The sequence below is a fragment of the Aureivirga sp. CE67 genome (assembly GCF_015767245.1).
In the GTDB taxonomy this organism is placed as follows: domain Bacteria; phylum Bacteroidota; class Bacteroidia; order Flavobacteriales; family Flavobacteriaceae; genus Aureivirga.
The window spans coordinates 47,659-69,497 of the sequence record NZ_JADOTV010000022.1; the positions used below are offsets into that span (position 1 = coordinate 47,659).

A 21,839-nucleotide genomic window follows, 5' to 3' on the forward strand; every position below is an offset into this window, starting at 1 on the left:
AAATCTTTTATGCAATACCAAGGTGTTTTAAAAAAAATGGCAACTGAATTTGACTCAGAAATTCAGTATTATCTAGATATGGAAAGTGATTTTTTGAACTTAAATCAATTGTTAGAAAAAGAGGTAACAATTACGTTCAAAGAATACCAATGTTTGAATTGTGGAGAGAATAAAAAAATATTTCGTCAAGGATTTTGTTACGATTGTTTTTACAAAATTCCACAAGCTGCTGATTGGATTATGAAGCCAGAATTGAGTAAAGCACATCTAGATATTGAAGATAGAGATTTGGCTTATGAGAAAAAAGCACAGCTACAACCTCATATTGTATATTTAGCTTTGTCTTCTAGCGTAAAAGTTGGAGTTACAAGAAAATCACAAGTTCCTACACGTTGGATTGATCAAGGAGCTTCGAAAGCAATTCCAATTATAGAAGTTCCAAATCGTTATTTGGCAGGAATTACCGAAGTTGCTTTAAAAGACAAATATGTAGACAAAACGAATTGGAGAAAAATGCTTAAAAACGAAGTTATTGATGCAGATTTGACAGCAGAACTTCCAAAAATAAAAGAAGTATTACCAGAAGAAGTAAAACAATATTTCTCTGAAAATCCGCAAGAGGTTTTAAGCTTAAATTATCCTGTAGAAAAATATCCTACAAAAGTGAAGAGTTTAAATTTAGATAAAACTCCTTCTTATTCTGGAAAATTAATGGGAGTAAAAGGACAATACTTAATTTTTGAAGACGGAACAGTTTTTAATATCCGAAGTAATGAAGGATATGTTGTAGAAATTGATTTGAAATAAATTAGAAAGAACAAATTATTTAAGCGGAATGTATGTATTTACATTCCGCTTTTTTATTTTTAAAAACGAAAGAAAAGAATTAATTTAAAGAATAAATATTATAATGATTTATTTTATACGAAGATTTACAAATTATCAAGTTCCCCTCTTGAGAGGGGCTAGGGGTGTGTAAATATTTTATTTGTTTTTTACTTTATAAATCAAACACAATAATATTTAATAAAACGAAAGAAATGTACAGAATATCAAGATCTCAAAAATTACCAATAGATATCGATACTTGCTGGGATTATTTCTCAAGCCCAAAAAACTTAGAAGGAATGACTCCAGATAATTTGAAGTTTAAAATTATCTATGGAGCTGATACCAAAATGTTTTCAGGACAAATAATTAAATATAAAGTGAGTCCGTTTCTTGGAATAAATATGAAATGGGTTACTGAAATTACACATGTAACGGAGAAAGAATATTTTGTAGATGAGCAAAGATTTGGTCCTTATAAATTTTGGCATCACAAGCATTTTTTTAAAGAAATAGAAGGTGGCGTTGAAATTATTGATATTGTCGATTATGAATTACCACTTGGTGTTCTTGGAAGTTTTGCACACATACTTTTTGTAAAAAAACAATTGAAAGAAATTTTTGCTTTTAGACATCAAAAGCTAGAAGAATTATTTGGAAAATATAAAGGGTAAATATTATTTAATTCTAAAAAACAACCAATGAAAAACTATCTAATTATCGGAGGATCGCACGGAATAGGAAAAGAAATCGCAAATATTCTAAAAAAAGAACACAATGTATATGTTGCTTCAAGAACTATTGAAAATACAGAAAACATTACACATCTTTCTTTAGATGTCGAGAAAGAAACTATCAACCCAAATCTTTTACCTGAAACATTAGATGGTTTTGTGTATTGCCCTGGAAGTATCAATCTGAAGCCTTTTAAAAGTTTGACTGTAGATGATTTTCAAGCAGATTTAAATATCAACTTTCTGATTCTCATAGAAAATTTACAGATTATTTTACCAAAACTCTTAAAATCGGAAACAGCTAGTTTGGTTTTTTTCAGTTCAATTGCAGCTACTAAAGGAATGAATTTCCATACAAGTATCAGCGCAGCAAAAAGTGCAATCGAAGGTTTTGCTAGATCTTTTGCGATGGAATATGCTCCAAAAATTAGAGTTAACATCATTGCGCCTTCTTTAACAAATACTCCTTTGGCTGAAAAACTTTTAAATAATGATTTAAAAATTAAAAAATCTGCTGAAATGCATCCATTAAAAAGAATCGGAACTGTAGAAGATATTGCAAATGCTGCTTACTTTTTATTATCCGAAAATTCTTCTTGGATAACAGGACAAACCATACACGTAGATGGAGGTTTAAGTATTAGCTAAACTTTTTTCTTTAAAAAATAAAAAATCCCATTTTTTAGAAATGGGATTTTCTTTTATAATATTTTCGAGTGAATATTGAAAATTTTCAAATTCTATTAACTCTTATTTGCTAACTGCCCGCAAGCAGCATCAATATCTTTTCCTCTACTTCTACGTACATTTACTACAATATCGTTCATTTCTAAAATACTGATATAATCTGTCAATGCTTTCTGTGAAGCTTGTTGGAATTCCCCGTCATCAATCGGGTTATATTCAATCAAATTCACCTTACAAGGAATATATTTACAGAACTTAACTAGAGCTTCAATATCTTCTCTTTTGTCATTGATTCCTTTCCAAACCACATATTCGTAAGTAACTTTTCTTTTGGTTTTTGCATACCAATATTCTAAAGCTTCACGAAGTTCTGTAAGCGGGAATTTTTTAGTAAAAGGCATGATTCTATTTCTCGTTTCTTCAATCGCTGAGTGAAGAGAGACAGCAAGATTGAATTTCACCTCATCATCTGCCATTTTTCGAATCATTTTCGTTACACCAGAAGTAGAAACTGTAATACGTTTTGGAGACATTCCTAAACCTTCTGGAGAAGTAATTTTATCAATAGATTTTATAACATTGTTATAATTCATCAATGGTTCTCCCATTCCCATATAAACAATGTTTGACAATTTTCTGTTGTAATACAAAAGACTTTCTTGGTTAATTGCAGAAACTTGATCGAAGATTTCATCTGCATTCAAATTACGCATACGTTTCAGACGCGCTGTTGCACAGAAATTACAATCTAAACTACAACCAACTTGACTAGAAACACAAGCTGTTGTTCTTGTATCTGTAGGAATCAGAACAGACTCTACAATTAATCCATCATGAAGTTCTACGGCATTTTTTACAGTTCCGTCTTTACTTCTTTGCATCTGATCTACACGTATGTGATTGATTACAAAGTTCTCTTCCAGCATCTGTCTTGTTGCCTTTGATACATTTGTCATGTCCTCAAAAGAATGCGCAGATTTGCTCCAAAGCCATTCATAAACTTGGTTTCCTCTAAAAGCTTTATCTCCATTCTCCACAAAGAAATCTCTCAATTGCTCCTTCGTTAAAGCTCGTATGTCTTTCTTCTTATTAGTCAAAATCTATTTTGTTTTTGGGCTGCAAAGATACGAATAATTAAAATCATAAAAAAAGGAGCTTTATTTTGCTCCTTTTCTACTTTATTTATTTTGAATTATTTTTTCAATATTTCTCCTACTTCTTCCAAGTCTAAAAAATGATAAAATGATTTTACAATTGCATCTTCAATTGTTTTTTTCTTTGCATTAGACCAAGAATCATCTGAAAATTCGTCAGATCTTAAATTAAATCTATTCGTATAAATTTCTTTATTGCTTTTGTCTAAAATTGCCCATTTTATAATGATATCTCCTGTATAATATTTGTAGATATATTTCTGTTCTTTTTCAATAGAATTAATATCTACTTCTATCAATTCTGCAATAATATTTAATTCTTTTAGTTTAGTTTCAGAAGTGATTTTTGGTTTAAAATTATGATCTCTCAAAAGTCCTTCGACTACTTCATAAAAAACCGCACTATCAAACCGAATACTTTCTCCTCTAAATGCTGATTCATTAATAAAACTTCTTGCGCCATTTAAATATTGTTTCTCTGTAAATTCATACAATTGGTATTTATTATCAAATATTTTAATAGAAGCTTTCGCAAGGTTTAAATAAACTTCATCTTCTTTTTTAAATCTTTTTTTGATATAAAAATCTTGAGATATTCTTAGATTTTTATCATAGTTAAAAGATGTAGGACCTGAATCTGTAAGAGGTGGAATTCCTGCAAAAATCACCCCAGGAATCCAAGAAACATAATAAAGCGGATGTTTATGATTTTGCTTATGAATCAAATAATAATCTTTATATCCTTCTCTTTCAATTTTTACTTGTTTTACAGTCACATCTCTTTCCATCTGTGTTTTTACCACAGCTCCTTTTCCTTGTTTTACACCGTCTACATATACAACTGCATCTTCTTTACCAGTCTTCACATTTACTTCCTGATATTGTCCTCCAAAAAGAGTTGCACAACTAGTAACAGATAAAATCAAAAAAGCTAAAAGGCAATATTTTAGAATTCCAAGTAATTTGTTTTTCATAGATTTTAAGTTTAAAAATACATGGTTTCTTTTAACAAATATTTTGCCAAAAAAGAACAAATAGGAATTCTAAAAAAGATCAGAATCTTATTAAAAATAAAAAAGGGTTGAAGTAAATTCTTCAACCCTTATTATTTAGTGTTTTTTGTTCTTTTTGAACTTATCAACTCCTTCTTTTAACCAAGTATTGTATTCTTCAATATCTGGATTATAAGCTGAAGGTTCATTTAATTTTTCTTCATCTAAATCAACAATCACATAAAATGGTTGTGCATTTGCTCCATATCTTTCTTGTTGCATTTCACTCCATTTCTGACCGATATAACGATAAGGTTCTCCAGTTAATTTAGAAATCTCTCCATTTGCATCTTCTCTTTCATCTACATATAAAGAAATTAAAACCACTTCGTTATTTAAAATTTTCAAAATTTCTTCATCAGACCAAACATTTGCTTCCATCTTACGACAGTTTACACAAGCATGCCCTGTAAAATCAATTAAGATTGGCTTGTTTACTTCTTTTGCATAAGCTACACCTTTATCATAATCTGTAAACGAAACGATATCATGTGGTCCATATTTAGCTCCTTTTGGCAAGGCTTGATAACTTGCTGTAGCTCCACCTTTTTGTTTTTTCATATAACCAACTCCATAAGGTGATTCGCTATATTTTAATGGTGGTGGGAATGCTGAAACTAATTTTAGTGGTGCTCCCCATAAACCTGGAATTAAATAAATAGTAAAAGATAATGTCAATAGTCCTAACATTAATCTTCCTACAGAAATATGATGTAATGGTGAATCATGTGGTAATTGAATCTTTCCAAATAGGTAGAAAGCCAAAGCTCCAAAAATTGCAATCCAAATAGCGATAAATACTTCTCTTTCTAAAAGGTGTAATTGTAATACCATATCCGCATTTGATAAGAATTTGAATGCTAATGCTAATTCTAAAAATCCTAATACAACTTTTACAGTATTTAACCATCCTCCAGATCTTGGTAAAGAATTCATCCATCCTGGGAATGCTGCAAATAATGAAAATGGTAATGCTAAAGCTAATGAGAAACCAAACATTCCTACTGCCGGAGCAATTCCTCCTTTTGATGCAGCTTCTACTAATAAAGTTCCAACAATTGGTCCTGTACAAGAAAATGAAACAACAGCAAGAGCTAAAGCCATAAAGATAATTCCAATAATTCCTCCTTTATCTGCTTTAGAATCCATTTTATTTGCCCATGATTGTGGTAACATTATTTCGAATGCTCCTAAGAATGATGCAGCAAATACAACTAAGATTATAAAGAATATTAAGTTAAACCACTCATTTGTTGATAACTCATTTAAAGCTCCTGCTCCAAATGCCCATGTTACAACAATACCTAAAACCATATAGATTACAATAATTGCAACACCATAAAATATAGCTTTACTAATTCCCTCTGCTTTTGTTTTACTTTGCTTAGTAAAGAAACTTACAGTCATCGGGATCATTGGGAAAACACAAGGCGTTAAAAGTGCTGCAAAACCAGCTAAGAAACTTAAAATAAAGATTGTCCATAATCCTTTTTGTTCTTCTTTAGATTTTACTCCTGCTTTTCCCTTTAAATCATACTTTAATTCTTTGAAAGTTGGCGGAAGACACTTAGAGTCGTCACACGCCATAAACTCTACCTCTGTTTTGATAGAGATTTCTTTATCTGTTAGAAGTTTTATTTTTTGTTTAAAAACAGCTTCTTTTTCGAAATAAACAACATCCATCTGAAATTGTTTATCGAAAACTTCATGACCTTTAGGCTCTTCTACTTTTCCTAATAATTGGTAAGTATTTGTAGAGTCTTTTAAATAAAACTTTGTAGGAATCGGCCCAAACTCAGGTACATCTTGAGAATATAAATGCCAACCTTTTTCTATTTTAGCTTTTGTAATTAAGTAAAACTCAGAATCATTGATTTTCTCCACAGAAGTAGACCACTTTACTGGATCAAATATTTTCGACTCTTTCTTTTCTTCTTTCTTTTCTTTAAAAACATTTTCTGAAGCTACTTCTTTTGTAACTTTTTGTGCTTTACTAGCTTTTCCAGAAAATTTAAATACAAGATCTTTAAATGTCGGTGGTGTACAATTACTATCATTACAAGCCATAAACTCTACCTCCTTTTTGATAGTAAATTCACCATCTTTCAGAAGTCTAATTTTTTGCTTAAAAACAGCAGAATTATCAAAATACACCAATTCCATATCGAATTGCTTATCAAAAACCTTATGTCCTTTTGGCTCTGATGGCTTTCCTATAAGTTCGTATTCGTTTTTCTTTGAAGCAAAATCAAATTTTGTAGGTCTTGGTCCAAAATCAGGTATCGTTTGTGAATACAAATGCCAACCTTTTTCTATCTCTGCCGTTGCGACAAGATAAAATTCTGAATCAGAAATCTTCTCTACAGAAGTTTTCCACTTTACGGGGTCATAAATTTGAGCTTTACTCGCGATTGTAAAGAGTAAAACGACAAACAAGCTTAAAATTTTTCTCATTTGTTAAGTTTAATTTTTAAGAAATTGGTAGTTAATTTAGTGGGTTGAAATCGACGATCTATACGCTTCCCAATTATCCAAACTATTTCATTTTCAGAACATAGAACCCATGTTCTTTCTTTCTCCAAAATGGAAAATTTTTCGTCTTTAAAAAACTTGCTAAGTTTCTTTTTTCCACGCATACCAAGCGGGCAAAAATAGTCACCTTCTTTCCATTGTCTTAGGGTTAATGGAAAATTTAACAAATCTTTATCAACGAAAATTTCTTGAGGGGAGTTCATTTCTTTCCTATCAGAGAATTTTGTAAAAGTCAGTCGAATTGGAGAATCAATACTTACATCTGATTCCGAGATTAAAATATTTTCGTTTGATAATGTTTTTTTAGTAGAATCTAAAAGCAAAAAGTCTCTATCCTTTATCAATCTATGTGTTTTTGACAAAATCTGTTTCCCCGATTGCGCTGTCAAAAGTTCATAAATATCCGTCCATGAAGTAAAACCATACTCCTGCAACAAATAGTACAAATAAGCTTTTGGATTCTTAAGTTCTAATATTTTTTTTATTTCAATTTTAATATAATCTTCTTGCGAAACAAATAATTCTTCTTTTAGTTGGCTAATTTCATTTTGAATAATAGCATTCGAATTATTTAAATGTTCCAATGTATTTTGAAATGAATCCATAAAATTCGAATTCAACTCTTTCAAAATCGGAACTACTTTGTGTCTTATTTTATTTCTAAAATATTTTGTAGAAGCATTTGAATGATCTTCTCGCCAAATTATTTCATTCTCTTTTGCAAAACTTTCTATCTCCTCACGAGTAAAAGGTAAAAGTGGACGAACAATATTTCCGTTTATTTCTGGAATTCCTGTCAAACCTTCTAATCCTGTTCCTCTTGTAAAATTAATCAGAAAAGTTTCCAAAACATCATCCTTATGATGTGCCGTAAGAATAAAATCTAAATTATTTTTCTCAATCAAACTTTGAAACCAATCATAACGCAATTCTCTTGCGGCCATCTGAATAGAAAGTTGCTTTTCTTTAGCATATTTTTCTGTTTCAAATGAAATTGTATGAATTGGAATTTGTAATTGATTCGAAAGATTTCTCACAAATTCTTCATCCGCATCACTCTCTTCTCCTCTCAAATTGAAATTACAATGTGCAACAACAATATCAAAACCTAATTTATGACACAAATGAAGTAATACGATACTATCGATTCCTCCAGAAGTGGCTAAAAGTAGTTTTTTATCGAGTAAAAATGGTAGTTTTCGTTGTATATGTTGTTGAAACCGTGTTGTCATTAATTTTCTTTATAACGAGTGTAAATATATAAAAACCATGTTAAATTCCTAGCTTTTAAACAAAGAATATTAACATATGATAAAATATTAATATTTATAAATAATTACATATTTTTCAAAATAAAATATCTTTTTATTACAAAACCTTCATTTATAAAGTTCCTTCATTGAATTATTCATTTTTAACTATTTTCAAAAAAATGTTGAAAAATGACAGAAATTTAAAGCATTTATTATTTAATATTGAATTAATCTAAATAAGGATTTAAAACCCTATATTTCAGTGCTAAAAATTTAATTATGAAAATATTTACAGAATTCACATGTTTGATATTTATTCTCATATTAAACTAATGCCTTTCAAGTGAAGACCTCTGAGCTTTTTACTTTTTAATATGAGCTAAAAAAATTTCAAGGATATTTTTAAAATACTGTTAGTTTACAACCTTGAAAACTACGAAAAGACTCCCGTAACTACTATGTTAGAAGTATTATCATTTAAAGAATCTTTCTAAAATAAAAAAAGACCAGAATAAATCTGGTCTTTTCAAAAAATAGAACAATAATTGTCCTTCCATAAATTACTTCTTTAAAAATACTGTCCTAAACCGATAACAATTCCATTAGAAGAGTTTTCTGTTACTCCATATCCATAATCTATTCGGATGACAGCATTGTATATTTTTTTATGTAAAAAACGCAATCCAATTCCTGGATAAACATTTATTTTATTTGCTCTTAAAAAATTAGAAATATCTTCTCCAGGCTGACGAATCAAACCTGTGTCTACAAAACCTACTCCTTGTATTCCCAACCAATCATTTTCAAACAAAGTATGTCTGTATTCATTGTTTAAAACTACAGTTCCAGTTCCTCTGTCAATTCTATCTCCAATTCCTCTGATATTTATATGATTATCTAAGGCAAAAGGTGCAAATGGCGAATCATTATTCGTAGCTAAACCAAAACGAAAACGAAACGCCAAATTCCCTTTCTCTTTAATCCTCTTATAAAATTTGACATCATTCCAACCAATCAGAAAATCATCTGCAACTCCTCGTGCAGTTTTCACAGACTGGAAATAAAAACTGTTTGCTAATCCGTCTACATAAAAGAAATGTTGTTTTACATTATTATATTCATAATTGAATTTCAAAAGCCATTTATCAATATTTAATGTCAGAGGTTTTCCTGTTATTTCATCTGCTCCTTCTACATGATTATATCTTTCATTAAAAAAAGTTCCACCAACAGAAATCGTATTTTTAAAATCTAACTCATAAAAACCTAATAATTCTATAGATCTATTCTGATAAGTATAAGTTGCTTCAATATCATTTGGACCAAAATAAAGTGGTTCATCCGAAGTCCAATTCATATGATTTATAGCAATTCCAAATCTGGATCCGAACAAAAACGGAATTTTCAAATTGATTCCATAAGAATTATGCGTATTGTATTGATAAAATCCTCCAAGTGTAATATTTCTACCCAAAAGATTATATTCATAAGCTCCCACTTTAAACCAAAGTTCATCGTCTACTGTCCATAGATTTACATCTGGTAAAATGGTAAAATTTTCCTGAAAATGATAGGTAACTATATCTCCTTGAACCTGAAAATATACATGTGCAAAAGAAGGCAACCTTCTCAAACGATCTACATCTTTAGCCAAAACTAAAGAATCAATAGGTTCTCCTTCTTTTACTTTAATAATAGATCGCACAAAGGAAGGCTTGGTTTTATCCAAACCTTCAAACACTACTTTTTTGATGTTTTTTTCTTGTGCAAAACCAATAGTTGAAAAAAGGATTGAGATTAAAATGACGATTTTAGATTTCATAACTACGGTTTAAATTCTTTTTGAATTACTGTATTCACCCAATTATCTTCACTAACTCCCATCATCGTAAAGTTGTAGGATTTTTCTGCTTCCAATTCTGGCGGCGTTTGATGATGGACAGAAAGTGAAACATTACTAAAATCAAGATATGTAAACTCTGGTTCGTATGTATAGGTTCCTGAAAGTAAATCTCCTTCTAATTCTGAAATTACTTCAAAAAACACAAAACTATTATCATGTACAGAAGCACTCCATTCAAAACTTGGTCTTAAATCTTCGTGCTTCGTAATGTTTACTTCCGAAATCCAATTTGTTGGTTGCGCGTTATGTTTCAAATAAATTGGATTGGAAGTATAGAACTTTTCTCCTACTTCATAAGTTATAATTACCCATGACTCATTTTCATTTTCCTTTACAAATCTTCTCAAATGACCATTAAAAACATTTTCTAAAGGATAATTTGTTATTTCTTTATAATTCGCAAGATTATCTTTTGCATCATTGATAGAGTTTGTCTCGAAATATTTAAAATTTGTCGCTCCTTCTATCGGATAAAAGAAAATCCACGCTGTATTATTATCATTTTTTGCTGAAGAAGCACAAGCAATGACATTATAATCATCTATTTCTGTAAAATTTGCTGCGTATTTCTCCAGAGTTAAAACTGTGTCTGTAGTAGTATCATCATCTGAACAAGAGATAAAAAAAACAGTACAACAGATTAAAATTAATTTGGTTAAAAATTTAGTTTCCATATTGTTTTTTTAGTGTTTCTTCTGCTGGTTTATTTTGAACTGTAAATCGATTATTTGATTCTCCATCTACATTTTCATCATTTTGATGCCATTTCCAAAGAAAACCTCCCTTAAACCATTCCTCTTCCCAAAAAGTTTCAAACAAAGCTTCCAAAGCATTAATTTGTGCTTCATGATTTATCGGTTGTTCTGCATGACTTGCATCCCAAGGTTCTTTTGTTGTAAAATCAATATTTCTATACCCAAATTCTGTAAATAATACAGGTTTTTGAATCAAATCTGATTTCGATTTTAATTTAGTTTTAATTGGCTCCCAAGCAGCTTTCAAAGTTTCTACTTCAGGTGTTTTTTCTTCAGAAAGTGGGAAATAAGCATTCACTCCAATGAAATCCAAATCATCATAAAAAGTTACATGTTCAAACTCATCCCAATTTGCTGCATAGGTCAATTTTCCTGAATACACTTCTTTTATTTTCGGAATTAATTGTTTCCAAAACATTGGTCTTTCTACAGAAAACTTTTTCATCTCTGTTCCAATTGCAAACATTTTCAAATCATACTTCTCAGCAATTTCAGCATAAGTCAAGATGAAATTTTCATAATTTGTTTCAAAAGTTTGCCATTTTTCTTCTGTATCATAAGTGACATCTCCTGTAAAAGAACCTGGAATCCAGATTTGTGGTTTTAATAAAACCTCTATATTTTTTTGTTTAAACAGTTTCGAAATTTCTCGAATTCCCTCTTCTGTTTCTCCCCACCAAACTTGTCCTGGTTCGGTATCATAAAAAATGGTAGTCGATTCCAGATTTTGCATGAAACCGAAAGGAATCAAAGCAGTCCAGTTTGCATTTATATTTTCAACATGAACAACATCCTCCGGATCGATTACTTCATTGATAGCCTCAAAGCTAATCCCGTTAATGGGATTAACTTCGGCGGCCAACGGGGATGATGACATAGATTCGTCTTTATTACAAGACTTTGTAAAAAAACTTGTTAGTAGTAGTATCCAAACAATTTTGAAATTCATTCTTTTCTAAAATTATTTAGATAAAATATATCTTAAACCTAAGTTAAAAGTTTGTCCTAATCCAGCATCTCTTCCTCTCAAGAATTTAGAAACTGAAGTCTCTAAATTTAAAGAAGGTGTTACTTGAAATTTTGCTCCAAAACCTGCTAATGTGTAGTTTTGAGAGAAATTACTTCCTAAATCAAATAACTCATAATGTTGTGCATTAATATAAACAGTAATGATATCAGAAGGGAAATAACTTAAGAAAGCACTCACAGGAAGTCCTAAACTATTATTTGCAAAACTTTCTTCCTTTTTACCAAAATTATATTGAAAATCAACTTCTCCGAAGAATTGAAATTTGTCTCTTCCAAAAGAATAATCATAGTAGAATCTTGTTTCCCAAACATAACTTTTCTTATCTAAGAAAACACCGTCTTTACTCTCATTTTTAACTAAAGGAATGAAAAATGAAGATTGGAATGAGAAATTTGAAACATTTTTGAAAGGTTGAATTTTAATCGAAGGAGCGATAGATGTTAAACCAAAAGCAGAAACATCTTTTTCATTTTTAAATCTGAAAACACTTGTTGCACTTTCTCCACCTCTTGAGTTTGATTTTACATTTGCGATTACCCCAACATTAATTCTTGAACTTTTCGAAATTCCTGTATAAACTTCTAAAGTTGTTGTGAAATAATTTTCACGATCCGAATCATGAACTTTCCCATCAGAATCCGTGAATTGCGTTTGTGTATAAAGGTTGTTAAAGATTTTAAAATCCCATTGACCTTTTTTCAATAATTTAGAGGGTGTAAAAACCTGAATATTTGAACCTTCAGCAGTTTCTCCATCAATAATTGAAGATCCTTTTTGATCGTTTAATTTCCAGTTATATTTATAATATTTTACTTTATAATCTTCTGGAATTTTATTTTCTAAATATTGGTTCACGTACTGAATTAAAGTTTTACCTGTATTCGTAAAATCTTTTGTGTACCAAACCATAATTTGAGACATTTCTACTGTGTTTTCAGCAGGTTTTACTCTCAAAAACTGTGGATCATTTAAAGCTAATCTTGCTTGTTTTTCCATCTGTTGCTCTAAAATCTCTGGACGATAAGCAAAATTTGTAATTGGAGGACAACTTATTGCTCCACAAACTAAAACAAAGTGAAAACGAGGATCTTCAAAATTCCCTCTTAGGATTTTATTTTCCAAGTCATTAAGAGTAATTTTCTTCCCTCCTAATTCCATTTTATTTGTTTTGAAAAAACCACCAACATCCAAAGGAGAATTGATAGGATAATTTTCAGAAATTTGTTTTATAACTCCTAGATTGTAAACATTAATCCAAAATGCTTTAAATTCATTTTCGTTCGACTTTGAAACCGTTATTTCATTTGAAAGTTCCAATAATTTATCTAAACTTTTTGTATTTTTAGATAACTCTTTATAATCAACAAACCCATTCGAAACATACTTCTTAAAGAAGTCATCAGATTTATCTAAAAATGTATTAAGTTTTGTCGACTGCGCGTATGTAGTGATTGTACTCAATACAATAACAACAATTAGTAAGATTTTTTTATTCATAAATCACAAAAATTTACCGTTAAAATTGAAAAGATAACAAACACTAAGTCGAAAGGCTGAATAGGTTACTTACAAAAAAAAATATTTTTTTTTCAAATTAACTGTAATCATCTATCACTTTTTACTACTAAACAGGGGAATAGAACTAAAAAAGACATTAAATTTTTATCGAAATATGGAGCATGTAGTTATAATAGGGAATGGAATTTCGGGGGTGACAACTGCAAGGCACGTTCGAAAAATGAGTGATAAAAAGATCACGATTATTTCTGATGAAACAGATTATTTTTTTTCAAGAACTGCTTTGATGTATGTATATATGGGGCATATGCCTTTTGAAAATACGCAGCCTTATGAAAATTGGTTTTGGAAAAAAAATAGAATTGATTTAGTCAAAAATAGAGTAGAAAAGATTGACTCGACAAATAAAAAATTGCTTCTAAAAGATGGTTCAGAAATGTCTTATGACAAACTTGTTTTAGCAACAGGTTCTTCCCCAAACAAATTTGGTTGGAAAGGTCAAGAGTTAGACGGAGTTTCTGGAATGTATTCTAAACAAGATTTAGATACTATCGAAAAATATACAAAAAACATACAAAGAGCTGTAATAGTTGGTGGAGGATTGATTGGAATTGAGCTTGCAGAAATGCTACTTTCAAGAAATATTCCTGTTACTTTTTTAGTTCGTGAAATGAACTTCTGGGGAAATGTACTTCCTAAAGAAGAATCGCAAATCATTGCAAATCATATTCGTGAGCATCATGTAGATTTACGATTAAATACAGAATTAAAAGAAATTGTTTCGGATGAAAATGGAAGAGTAAAAGCTATTATTACTACTAAAAATGAAACAATAGATTGCCAGTTTGTTGGATTGACGGCTGGTGTTTCTCCTAATATTGGATTCATTCAGGATTCTGAAATTGAATGTAACCGTGGAATTTTGATTAATCGTCATTTAGAAACAAATATTCCTGATGTGTATGCAATTGGAGATTGTGCTGAGCAAGAAAATGCGATTGGAAGAAGAAGACCAATTGAGCAAGTTTGGTATACAGGAAGAATGATGGGAGAAACTGTTGCACAAACAATTTGTGGAAACAGAACAGAATATAAACCTGGACATTGGTTCAATTCTGCGAAATTTTTTGATATCGAATACCAAACTTATGGATGGGTAACTTCTAGAATTCAGGAAGATGAGTTGGATTATTACTGGGAAGCTCCTTGTGGTAAGAAAGCTATTCATGTTGTTTTCGACAAAAACAATCGAGAATTTGTAGGAATTAACACTTTTGGAATTCGTCTTCGTCATGAAATGTTTGATCGTTGGTTAAACGAAAAACGTTCTGTAGAGCATGTTTTAGAATATTTGAAAGATGCCAATTTTGATCCAGAATTTTACAAACAACACGAAGAAGAAATTATCGAAGGATTTAATAAAAAATTCGGTACAAATATTCAAACGAAAAGAAAAAGTTGGAAACGAATTTTCACAACTTTTTAATCAAACCAACAACCCAAAAACAACATCATGAAAATTATAAAACATATAGGACTAGGAATTTTTATCATTGGTCTTTTGATTTTTACTTCTCTAATTTTTGTAGGGAAATATGAATTGACTGAAAATACTTTTGATTCTTTTGTAAAAAGCAAAGGATTAAAAAGTGAACTTTTCATCAATGATATTCAAAATAATGTAGTCGGAAAAGAATATTCGAATCCTTTTGCGCTTTCTTCTGATATTACTTCAGCTTTGGAAAATGCGAATAAAACTTATAAAAAAGAACAAAAATGGGATAAGGTAATCTGGGATTCACCCCATGAACTATCTTATAATTTAATGAAACCATCTGCAAAGGGGCTTGTAGTAGAAAATCAAGGATTATTTTTCTTTTTAACTTTTGGTTTAGGAATCATTGGAGCTTTGATGTTCATCATTCCAGATGTTGTTCTTCTTGGACCTGCCGGAATTAAAAATGATGGAATTTATCATAATAAATCTACAAATCGTGGTTGGATTGGTTGGATTACAGCAGTATATTTAGTTACTTTTTATATCATACTTTATTTCTTCGCAGATTATATCGTAAACCTGATTTATTTGGTAAATCCAATTAGTAAAGCTTTAAGTGGAAATGGTGCAAGTCAATGGTTTTTATATGGTTTTTTATATTGTACAGTAATGACCGTAATGGCGGTTCGAATGTTTATAAAATATCGTCATAACAAATATCAAATAATAAGAACAGCTTCTGTTTTATTCTTCCAAATTGGTTTTGCTTTCTTAATTCCGGAAATCTTAGTTCGTTTCAACATGCCATATTTTGATTTCAAAAATGCTTGGCCTTTAGACTACGATTTCTTCTTTGATTGGAATATTAAAAGTTTAATCAACAGCGGAACTCTTGGGATTTTCATGTTGGTTTGGGGAACGATTTTTTCTATAATTATCATTCCTATTTTTGTCTATTTCTACGGAAAAAGATGGTATTGTTCATGGGTTTGTGGTTGTGGTGGATTAGCCGAAACTTTAGGAGATCCGTATAGACAACTTTCGGATAAATCTGTGAAATCCTGGAAAATTGAACGCTATTTAATTCATGCAGTTCTAGTCTTTGCTATTATCATGACAGCTGTTACTTTATATACTTTTTTCTCAGGAGTAGATTCTTTTTTTGGTATCAAAACTTATGAAATTCAAAAGGTTTATGGATTTTTAATCGGATCTATTTTTGCTGGAGTTATCGGAACAGGTTTTTATCCAGTTATGGGGAACAGAGTTTGGTGTCGTTTCGGATGTCCGTTGGCAGCTTATATGGGAATTGTACAAAGATTTAAATCTAGATTCCGAATTACAACAAACGGAGGACAATGTATTTCTTGTGGAAACTGTTCAACATATTGTGAACAAGGAATTGATGTGAGATCTTATGCACAAAAAGGACAAAATATTGTTCGTGCTTCTTGTGTAGGATGTGGAGTTTGTTCTGCTGTTTGTCCAAGAGGAGTATTAAAATTAGAGAATGGTCCTGAGGAAGGAAGAATTCAAGAGAATCCTACTTTATTAGGAAATGATATTGATTTAATGAAGATGTTGAAAGATAAATAATCACGGGTATTCCCTTTTTTTTTGAGGAAGGGAATATTTTTTTGGTTAGTGTTTTGGGAATTAAAACACACCCCTAGCCCCTCTCAAGAGGGGAACTGATTATGGAGTTTGAAACTCTTGTTGGAATAAACAAAAACTTTAAAAAATATTGAAATGAATTATTCTTTTGGTTTTCAAAAAATAAAATGCGTTAGGGATTGCAGCGGCATCCTTTTTTGGCTTTTTTCAAGCCGAAAAAGATATAGCGGAAAGCCCGACCGTTTCCTGAGTTTTTTTAAACGAAGGAAAGGGGAACGCCCAAAAATAAATCTATTATTATCTTTTCTTTCAGTTTGTATATACGCGCTTCCTCTTGTGAGTTTTGCAGAGCAAGAGGAAGTTTATTTGAAAGAATATTTTGAGAATGGTCAGTTGAAATCGGAAGGCTGGACGAAAGGTGATGCGAAGATTAAGTATTGGAAATTTTATTATTCGAATGGAAAACTAAAGGAAGAAGGGCATTATAAAAACAATCTGAAGGAAAATTATTGGAAATGCTATTTTGAAAATGGAAACATGAAAGAGGAAGGTTTTTATACGGATGATTTGAAAAATAAGTATTGGAAATGTTATTATCAGAACGGGAAATTGAAGGAAGAAGGTAGATATGAGTTTGGGAAACGAAACAAGTATTGGCTTTTTTATTTTGATAATGGAAATGTGAAGGAAGAAGGTTTTTATGAAAAAAATGCTCGAATAAAATATTGGGTTTTCTTTTACCCGAATAAAGAAAAAAAAGAAGAAGGTCGTTATTTAAATGGCTTAAAATCAAAATGGTGGGTTTTTTACAATTCGCTTGGAGAAGTTAAGAAAAAGTGTCAATTTGTAGAGGATAAGTCGAATGGCTACTGCTTAGTTTATGAAAATGAAAAATTAGTGAAAGCTGAGAAGTATGTTAACGACAAAAAGGTGAACGAATGGACAAGCTATAGTAGCTTCCGAAAAGAAAATAATTTATCCGATTTAAAATGACCAAAATTAAAGTAATAATTCCTGCATATAATGAAGGAGATTCGATTGCTAATGTTGTAAATGACATTCCAGATATTGTGGAAGAAGTGATTGTTGTGAACAATAATTCGTCTGATGCAACAGAGATTAATGCCAGAAATGCTGGTGCAACTGTACTGAGAGAAAATAGAAAAGGGTATGGTTATGCTTGTCTGAAAGGGATGGAACATGTAGCAAACCAAGAAGAAAAACCAGATATTATTGTGTTTTTGGATGGGGATTATTCGGATTATCCGGAGCAATTGTTGGAATTAATTGAGCCGATTGAGAAAGAAAACATCGATATGGTGATTGGAGCAAGAAGTGCTGCTTTTAGAGAAAAAGGTGCGATGACTCCACAGCAAGTTTTCGGAAATTGGTTGGCAACTACTTTGATGAAATGGATTTATGGAGCAAAATTTACAGATTTAGGTCCTTTTAGAGCGATAAAATATGATAAGCTTTTGGCAATAAATATGCAGGACAAAACCTATGGTTGGACTGTAGAAATGCAGATCAAAGCTTTAAAACAAAAATTTACTTATTGCGAAATTCCGATGAAGTATAGAAAACGAATTGGAGTTTCGAAGGTTTCAGGAACTGTCAAAGGAACAATCATGGCAGGTTATAAGATTATTATGCTAATTTTTAAATACAGTATTCGATAGATGGAAATTGTTGTTATTTTAATTTACAGTGTTTCTCTTTTTTTAATTTTTGCTTATAGTTTAATGCAGTTGAATTTATTGTTCAACTATTTAAAATCAAAGAGAAAAAAAGATGCTAGTCCGAAGTTCGATTTCAACAATGCTGCGGAAATTCCAGTTGTTACGATTCAATTACCTCTTTTCAATGAATTATATGTTGTGGAAAGATTATTGGATAAAATTGCAACGATAAAATATCCGAAAGATAAATTGGAAATTCAGGTTTTGGATGATTCTACAGATGAATCTGTTGAAATTACTGCGAAAAAAATTGAGGAATTAAAAAATATGGGATTTGATATTTCTCATATTCGAAGAATAGATCGTTCTGGTTTTAAGGCTGGAGCTTTGAAGGAAGGATTAGAAATAGCAAAAGGAGAATATATTGCGATTTTTGATGCAGATTTTTTACCAGAAGACGATTTCTTATATCAGACAATTCCATTTTTTAAAGATGAAAAAATTGGTGTGGTTCAAACTCGTTGGGGACATTTAAATAGAAATTATTCTACACTAACGAAGATTCAAGCTTTTGCTTTGGATGCTCATTTTACTTTAGAACAAGTTGGAAGAAATATTGGTGGACATTTCATCAATTTCAATGGAACTGCGGGAGTTTGGAGAAAAACTTGTATTCTAGATGCTGGAAACTGGGAAGGAGATACTTTGACAGAAGATTTAGATTTGAGTTATAGAGCACAATTAAAAGGATGGAAATTTAAATTCTTAGAAAATGTAGTTTCTCCAGCAGAATTACCAATGGTGATCAGTGCTGCAAAATCGCAACAATTTAGATGGAACAAAGGAGGAGCTGAAAATTTCAAGAAAATGAAATGGAAAGTTTTAGCTTCAAAGAAAACTCCTTTAAAAACTAAAATTCATGGAATTCTACATTTATTAAATAGTTCGATGTTTGTGAATGTTTTCATCGTTGGATTATTGAGTATTCCGATGTTGTACATCAAAAGTTCGAGTCCAGAATATAAACCTTACTTTTTAGCAACTAGTTTCTTTATTTTAAGTACTGTTTTGTTCTTTGTTTCTTATTGGTTTACTTTCAAAAAAGTAAATGGTGGTGGAATCAAGAATTTCTGTAAATATGTTGGACATTTCTTCACGTTTTTCTCAGTTGCAATCGGTTTTTCTTTTCATAATTCGATAGCAGTATTAGAAGGACATTTAGGAAAGAAAAGTGCATTTATTCGTACGCCAAAGTTCAACGTTAATTCGATTAAAGATTCTTGGAGAGGGAATAAATATTTAAGAAAAAAATTATCTTTTTCAGTAATTATCGAAGGGCTTTTAATGTTGTATTTCTTATTCGGAATTTTCAGTGCATTTAAATTGATGGATTTTGGTCTTTTACCATTTTATTTAATGTCATTTTTAGGTTTTGGATTTGTGTTTGTGAATTCTTTACGAACAGCATCTTAAGATTTTTGTTCTGAATTATTTACGAGATACGAGTAACAAACTCGCACCAGCGAAATTCTTAAACTGAAATAAAACACACCCCTAGCCCCTCTTGAGAGGGGAATTGGAAATATCTTAAACATTTATGATCCAAAACTTAAAATTAAACAACCCCAGCATTTTTGCGATATTGTTTTCTTTACTCGCATATATTTCTCTGGCTTATTTCACAGTCAGAGAAGATTTCTTACAAGTAATCGGATTGTATTCTGTAGCTTTTTTAGGATTTTTAGTTTTGATGAAACAAAAATTAGATTTCAAAACTTTAGTCTTTTTAGCGATTATTTTTCGATTGGTATTTTTACCAGTAATTCCGAATCTTTCGAATGATTTTTATCGTTTTATTTGGGATGGAAGAATGATTTACAATGGATGGAATCCGTATTTGATTTTACCAGAAAATAATCCAGATTTGATTGTGGAAGGTTCGCAACTTTATACAGGAATGGGAAGTATGAATGGAAGTCATTATACTTGTTATCCGCCAGTGAACCAGTTTGCATTTTTTATTCCTTCGATTTTCTTCTCTGAGAATTTATTGGGAAGTACTATTGTGATGCGAATTCTTATTATTCTTGCAGATCTTGGAACTTTATATTTTGGAAAAAAACTTCTAGAACGTTTTAATTTATCACCAAAAAATATTTTTCTATATGTTTTAAATCCTTTTATCATCATTGAGATGACAGGAAATTTACATTTTGAAGGTGTCATGTTGTTCTTTTTAGTTTGGTCACTTTATTTATTATTTAAAAACAAATGGCAACTTTCTGCGGTGGTTTTCGCACTTTCGGTTTCTGTAAAATTGATTCCACTTTTATTTTTACCAATATTCTTTAGAAAATTAAAATTCAAAAAAAGTTTCTTTTTCTATTGTATTGTTGGATTAACAAGTGTGGTACTTTTCTTACCATTTATGAGTACAGAATTGTATGATAATTTCATGAGAAGTATTCATTTGTATTTCCAAAATTTCGAATTTAACGCAAGTATTTATTATATCATTCGAGAAATTGGATACAATCAAGTTGGTTATAATATTATTCAATCTGTTGGAAAAATCACTCCTTTTGTGATTCTTACACTTGTTCTTTTATTGACTTTTTTAAGAAAAAACGAAAAACATATTATTCTTTTTCAGTCGATGATAATTGCTATTTGTAGTTATTATTTCATCGGTTCTGTAATTCATCCTTGGTATATTGCGGTTCCACTTGTTTTAAGTGTATTTACAAATTATAAATTTCCGCTTGTTTGGAGTTTTATGATAATGTTGAGTTACATTGCTTATTCCAATAATGTATATCAAGAGAACTTTTGGCTAATCGGAATCGAATATGCTTTTGTTTATAGTCTATTTATTTATGAGGTGATTCTGAATAAGAAAATTACTTGGTTTTCCTTTGAGGAAGGGAATGAGAAGCTTAGTATAGATCAAAAATAAGTTAAAAAAACAGGCTATCTCACTTTTGAAATAGCCTATTTTTTTTGTTAAGAAACAAGTCTTAACATATACTTATTCTTCTTTATTCATTATAAATTAACAATCATATACAAAATAATGAACTATGACTTCTCCCATTGAATTCTCTCCAAATATAATATAAGAGTCATAAATTGATTCACCATTTCTTAAATATAAAATCCAATGTTTGTTTTTCTTGTTTTCTTCAAGCTTAAATCTCTTCAAAACTTCTTTCATTAATGTATGACCAGGTCTTATTTCAAAACCATCTAAACTTAATAAAGCTTTAGAGCTATCAGCAAGATTAAAATCATAAATTGACCATTTACCTTTATGTTCACCAAAAGTAAACTCAATCCCACTTGGAGAGTAAGTATAAGTTCTGTAATATTGATCATCTATCTCCGATTTTATATTACAAATACTATAAGGTTCTCCAAATAATTCAACTAATTTTTCTGGAGTTATTTTATTTTTTGGAATCCCTTCAATCTTAATACTATTACACGGCTTTTTCATAAAAATAAATTTGATTTAAAAATCTTATTCAACTCATCTTTATTATAAGCTAACTTTGTTCTTATTTGCTTAAAATTCAATTTTTCTTTTGATCTTTGTAGTAAAT

18 protein-coding genes are annotated in these 21,839 nt (G+C 30.3%); 9 read left to right on the forward strand and 9 right to left on the reverse strand.

Annotation, left to right across the window (positions count from 1 at the left end; genetic code table 11):
• Positions 1–9: 9 nt before the first annotated feature.
• The 3 genes from I0K12_RS18645 to I0K12_RS18655 all read left to right on the forward strand — a co-directional run bounded on the left by I0K12_RS18645 (position 10) and on the right by I0K12_RS18655 (position 2,210).
• On the forward strand, positions 10–807 hold the full coding sequence (locus tag I0K12_RS18645; protein ID WP_196889659.1) for a DUF2797 domain-containing protein: 798 nt from the start codon (positions 10–12) through the stop codon (positions 805–807).
• 233 nt (positions 808–1,040) lie between these two features.
• On the forward strand, positions 1,041–1,502 hold the full coding sequence (locus I0K12_RS18650; protein ID WP_196889660.1) for an SRPBCC family protein: 462 nt from the start codon (positions 1,041–1,043) through the stop codon (positions 1,500–1,502).
• A 27-nt stretch (positions 1,503–1,529) separates the two neighbouring features.
• The gene (locus tag I0K12_RS18655; protein ID WP_196889661.1) at positions 1,530–2,210 is read left to right on the forward strand and encodes an SDR family NAD(P)-dependent oxidoreductase; all 681 of its coding nucleotides are present in this window, start codon (positions 1,530–1,532) and stop codon (positions 2,208–2,210) included.
• Between the two features lie 95 nt (positions 2,211–2,305).
• Here the strand turns inward: I0K12_RS18655 and rlmN are convergent, their stop codons facing one another.
• From rlmN to I0K12_RS18695, 8 genes are all read right to left on the reverse strand, one after another.
• On the reverse strand, positions 2,306–3,346 hold the full coding sequence (rlmN, locus tag I0K12_RS18660; protein ID WP_196889662.1) for a 23S rRNA (adenine(2503)-C(2))-methyltransferase RlmN: 1,041 nt from the start codon (positions 3,344–3,346) through the stop codon (positions 2,306–2,308).
• Between the two features lie 95 nt (positions 3,347–3,441).
• Complete coding sequence (locus I0K12_RS18665; RefSeq protein WP_196889663.1) at positions 3,442–4,377, reverse strand: hypothetical protein; 936 nt, start codon at positions 4,375–4,377, stop codon at positions 3,442–3,444.
• A 135-nt stretch (positions 4,378–4,512) separates the two neighbouring features.
• Positions 4,513–6,909 carry a protein-disulfide reductase DsbD family protein gene (locus I0K12_RS18670; RefSeq protein WP_196889664.1) on the reverse strand — a complete coding sequence of 799 codons (2,397 nt, stop codon included), beginning with the start codon at positions 6,907–6,909 and terminating at the stop codon, positions 4,513–4,515.
• Positions 6,906–8,219: a tRNA lysidine(34) synthetase TilS gene (tilS, locus tag I0K12_RS18675; protein ID WP_196889665.1), complete on the reverse strand. Its 1,314-nt coding sequence runs from the start codon at positions 8,217–8,219 to the stop codon at positions 6,906–6,908. The genes I0K12_RS18670 and tilS overlap by 4 nt, the downstream gene beginning before the upstream one ends.
• Positions 8,220–8,808: 589 nt before the next feature.
• Positions 8,809–10,062: a POTRA domain-containing protein gene (locus I0K12_RS18680; protein WP_196889666.1), complete on the reverse strand. Its 1,254-nt coding sequence runs from the start codon at positions 10,060–10,062 to the stop codon at positions 8,809–8,811.
• 2 nt (positions 10,063–10,064) lie between these two features.
• Positions 10,065–10,817 carry a hypothetical protein gene (locus I0K12_RS18685; protein ID WP_196889667.1) on the reverse strand — a complete coding sequence of 251 codons (753 nt, stop codon included), beginning with the start codon at positions 10,815–10,817 and terminating at the stop codon, positions 10,065–10,067.
• On the reverse strand, positions 10,807–11,775 hold the full coding sequence (locus I0K12_RS18690) for a glycoside hydrolase family 113 (RefSeq protein ID WP_196889668.1): 969 nt from the start codon (positions 11,773–11,775) through the stop codon (positions 10,807–10,809). Before I0K12_RS18690 ends, I0K12_RS18685 begins: the two co-directional genes overlap by 11 nt.
• Positions 11,776–11,859: 84 nt before the next feature.
• Entirely contained in the window at positions 11,860–13,425 is a 1,566-nt protein-coding gene (locus I0K12_RS18695) for a DUF547 domain-containing protein (protein WP_196889669.1), read from the reverse strand.
• A gap of 175 nt (positions 13,426–13,600) precedes the next feature.
• Between I0K12_RS18695 and I0K12_RS18700 the strand changes: the two genes are divergently transcribed.
• The 6 genes from I0K12_RS18700 to I0K12_RS18725 all read left to right on the forward strand — a co-directional run bounded on the left by I0K12_RS18700 (position 13,601) and on the right by I0K12_RS18725 (position 21,193).
• Positions 13,601–14,932 carry an NAD(P)/FAD-dependent oxidoreductase gene (locus tag I0K12_RS18700; protein ID WP_196889670.1) on the forward strand — a complete coding sequence of 444 codons (1,332 nt, stop codon included), beginning with the start codon at positions 13,601–13,603 and terminating at the stop codon, positions 14,930–14,932.
• A 27-nt stretch (positions 14,933–14,959) separates the two neighbouring features.
• Positions 14,960–16,540, forward strand: a complete 1,581-nt coding sequence (locus I0K12_RS18705; protein ID WP_196889671.1) for a 4Fe-4S binding protein — start codon at positions 14,960–14,962, stop codon at positions 16,538–16,540.
• Between the two features lie 354 nt (positions 16,541–16,894).
• Positions 16,895–17,551 (forward strand): toxin-antitoxin system YwqK family antitoxin, encoded by a 657-nt coding sequence (locus I0K12_RS18710; RefSeq protein WP_196889672.1) that lies wholly within the window; start codon positions 16,895–16,897, stop codon positions 17,549–17,551.
• Positions 17,548–18,237 carry a glycosyltransferase family 2 protein gene (locus I0K12_RS18715; protein WP_196889673.1) on the forward strand — a complete coding sequence of 230 codons (690 nt, stop codon included), beginning with the start codon at positions 17,548–17,550 and terminating at the stop codon, positions 18,235–18,237. The genes I0K12_RS18710 and I0K12_RS18715 overlap by 4 nt, the downstream gene beginning before the upstream one ends.
• On the forward strand, positions 18,238–19,710 hold the full coding sequence (locus I0K12_RS18720) for a cellulose synthase family protein (RefSeq protein WP_196889674.1): 1,473 nt from the start codon (positions 18,238–18,240) through the stop codon (positions 19,708–19,710).
• A 124-nt stretch (positions 19,711–19,834) separates the two neighbouring features.
• Complete coding sequence (locus I0K12_RS18725) at positions 19,835–21,193, forward strand: glycosyltransferase 87 family protein (protein ID WP_196889675.1); 1,359 nt, start codon at positions 19,835–19,837, stop codon at positions 21,191–21,193.
• A gap of 96 nt (positions 21,194–21,289) precedes the next feature.
• On the opposite strand, the gene I0K12_RS18730 is transcribed toward I0K12_RS18725, so the two are convergent.
• Complete coding sequence (locus I0K12_RS18730) at positions 21,290–21,733, reverse strand: hypothetical protein (RefSeq protein WP_196889676.1); 444 nt, start codon at positions 21,731–21,733, stop codon at positions 21,290–21,292.
• Positions 21,734–21,839: the final 106 nt, after the last annotated feature.

Bases quoted from the DNA above. Each gene is read 5' to 3' on its own strand.
- I0K12_RS18645 (WP_196889659.1), top strand. From the start codon at position 10: ATGCAATACCAAGGTGTTTTAAAAAAAATGGCAACTGAATTTGACTCA.
- I0K12_RS18650 (WP_196889660.1), top strand. From the start codon at position 1,041: ATGTACAGAATATCAAGATCTCAAAAATTACCAATAGATATCGATACT.
- I0K12_RS18655 (WP_196889661.1), top strand. From the start codon at position 1,530: ATGAAAAACTATCTAATTATCGGAGGATCGCACGGAATAGGAAAAGAA.
- I0K12_RS18665 (WP_196889663.1), bottom strand. From the start codon at position 4,377: ATGAAAAACAAATTACTTGGAATTCTAAAATATTGCCTTTTAGCTTTT.
- I0K12_RS18670 (WP_196889664.1), bottom strand. From the start codon at position 6,909: ATGAGAAAAATTTTAAGCTTGTTTGTCGTTTTACTCTTTACAATCGCG.
- tilS (WP_196889665.1), bottom strand. From the start codon at position 8,219: ATGACAACACGGTTTCAACAACATATACAACGAAAACTACCATTTTTA.
- I0K12_RS18680 (WP_196889666.1), bottom strand. From the start codon at position 10,062: ATGAAATCTAAAATCGTCATTTTAATCTCAATCCTTTTTTCAACTATT.
- I0K12_RS18685 (WP_196889667.1), bottom strand. From the start codon at position 10,817: ATGGAAACTAAATTTTTAACCAAATTAATTTTAATCTGTTGTACTGTT.
- I0K12_RS18690 (WP_196889668.1), bottom strand. From the start codon at position 11,775: ATGTCATCATCCCCGTTGGCCGCCGAAGTTAATCCCATTAACGGGATT.
- I0K12_RS18695 (WP_196889669.1), bottom strand. From the start codon at position 13,425: ATGAATAAAAAAATCTTACTAATTGTTGTTATTGTATTGAGTACAATC.
- I0K12_RS18700 (WP_196889670.1), top strand. From the start codon at position 13,601: ATGGAGCATGTAGTTATAATAGGGAATGGAATTTCGGGGGTGACAACT.
- I0K12_RS18705 (WP_196889671.1), top strand. From the start codon at position 14,960: ATGAAAATTATAAAACATATAGGACTAGGAATTTTTATCATTGGTCTT.
- I0K12_RS18715 (WP_196889673.1), top strand. From the start codon at position 17,548: ATGACCAAAATTAAAGTAATAATTCCTGCATATAATGAAGGAGATTCG.
- I0K12_RS18720 (WP_196889674.1), top strand. From the start codon at position 18,238: ATGGAAATTGTTGTTATTTTAATTTACAGTGTTTCTCTTTTTTTAATT.
- I0K12_RS18725 (WP_196889675.1), top strand. From the start codon at position 19,835: ATGATCCAAAACTTAAAATTAAACAACCCCAGCATTTTTGCGATATTG.
- I0K12_RS18730 (WP_196889676.1), bottom strand. From the start codon at position 21,733: ATGAAAAAGCCGTGTAATAGTATTAAGATTGAAGGGATTCCAAAAAAT.